Source organism: Algibacter pacificus (assembly GCF_008033385.1).
In the GTDB taxonomy this organism is placed as follows: domain Bacteria; phylum Bacteroidota; class Bacteroidia; order Flavobacteriales; family Flavobacteriaceae; genus Algibacter; species Algibacter pacificus.
Genome location: NZ_VOGY01000046.1, coordinates 1 through 1,117, shown reverse-complemented (window position 1 = coordinate 1,117; position 1,117 = coordinate 1). Strand labels below are relative to the sequence as shown.

The 1,117-nt window shown below is 27.8% G+C and carries 1 protein-coding gene; it reads left to right on the top strand.

The features are described 5' to 3' along the window. The first annotated feature begins 118 nt into the window (after window positions 1–118). Window positions 119–913 carry a CPBP family intramembrane glutamic endopeptidase gene (locus FQU21_RS17315; RefSeq protein ID WP_147679291.1) on the top strand — a complete coding sequence of 265 codons (795 nt, stop codon included), beginning with the start codon at window positions 119–121 and terminating at the stop codon, window positions 911–913. Window positions 914–1,117: the final 204 nt, after the last annotated feature.

The window sequence follows — 1,117 nt, the reverse complement described above, 5'->3', positions numbered from 1 at the left end:
GCTTTAACAAAGTTTTTGTTTATTTTTATTGCTTGGTATTAAACAAAAATTTAGAGCTGGTTTGAATGCTACGATTCATATCCAGATCGTTAGCTATAATTAAAAAACATCGAGAATATTGAAAATCGCCAAAGCTTTATTATTAACTGCATTACTTATAGCAATACAAAACATACTTGAAATTGGGCTTTTTGTCGGACTTGACAAATACACGAACTTACTGGGAATGGGACATAATGAACATGTCTTTGGTACTGCTTATATATTAATTTGGACTTCATTCTTAATTGTTGCCTACTTTTTTTGGAAACCTAGACCGAATTTAAAATCAGAATTAAATATTAAGCAATTGGATTTTACTTTAATTCCATATTTATTGATAATAGTAATTGGACTTGGATTCGTATCACAACCGATAATTGATTTTAATAGAATTATAGATTTTTATCTGAATTCAGAGATAAAACCTCACTATAAATTTTCTGGATTTAGTACTCTTTTTATTTATTCAAGAACTTCTAGTCTTTTATTTGCTCCTATTTTTGAAGAATTATTTTTCAGAAAATTTCTGTTCTCAAAACTTCTTGAAAAAAATAAGGTTTGGATAGCTATTTTAATTTCGAGTTTATGCTTTTCAGCTATCCATTTTCCAACCCCAAATAATTTAATTCCAACCTTTATATATGGTGTAATTGCTTGCATAATCTATATGAAAACAAAGAATATTGTTTACCTCATAATTATTCATTTTTTAAATAACTTATGTTCTATGCTATATTCAATTTTTGGCGACCCATTTTTTGATTGGATCTATGGACTAAACTATGATTTTATGTATTGGGCTTTGTTTGTATTTGGAATATTAACAACTATTTTAGGAGTAAAAAAAATAACTACAGCTAACACCGTATAAAAAAAATTGCTAGTTTTAGCTAAACCAAAGTGAGTTGCTCGTTTGCTAGCTTCTGATTTTCCTTCGGAAAATCCTCGCACACAAACACGCAACTTTCCTTATACATAAACGTTAGGTTTCATTTTAAAAGAGGTTCATTCCTACCAAAGTTTAGTGTAAAAAACATAAGTGTTTTAATAAAAAAAATGACAAAAAGTATGCAAA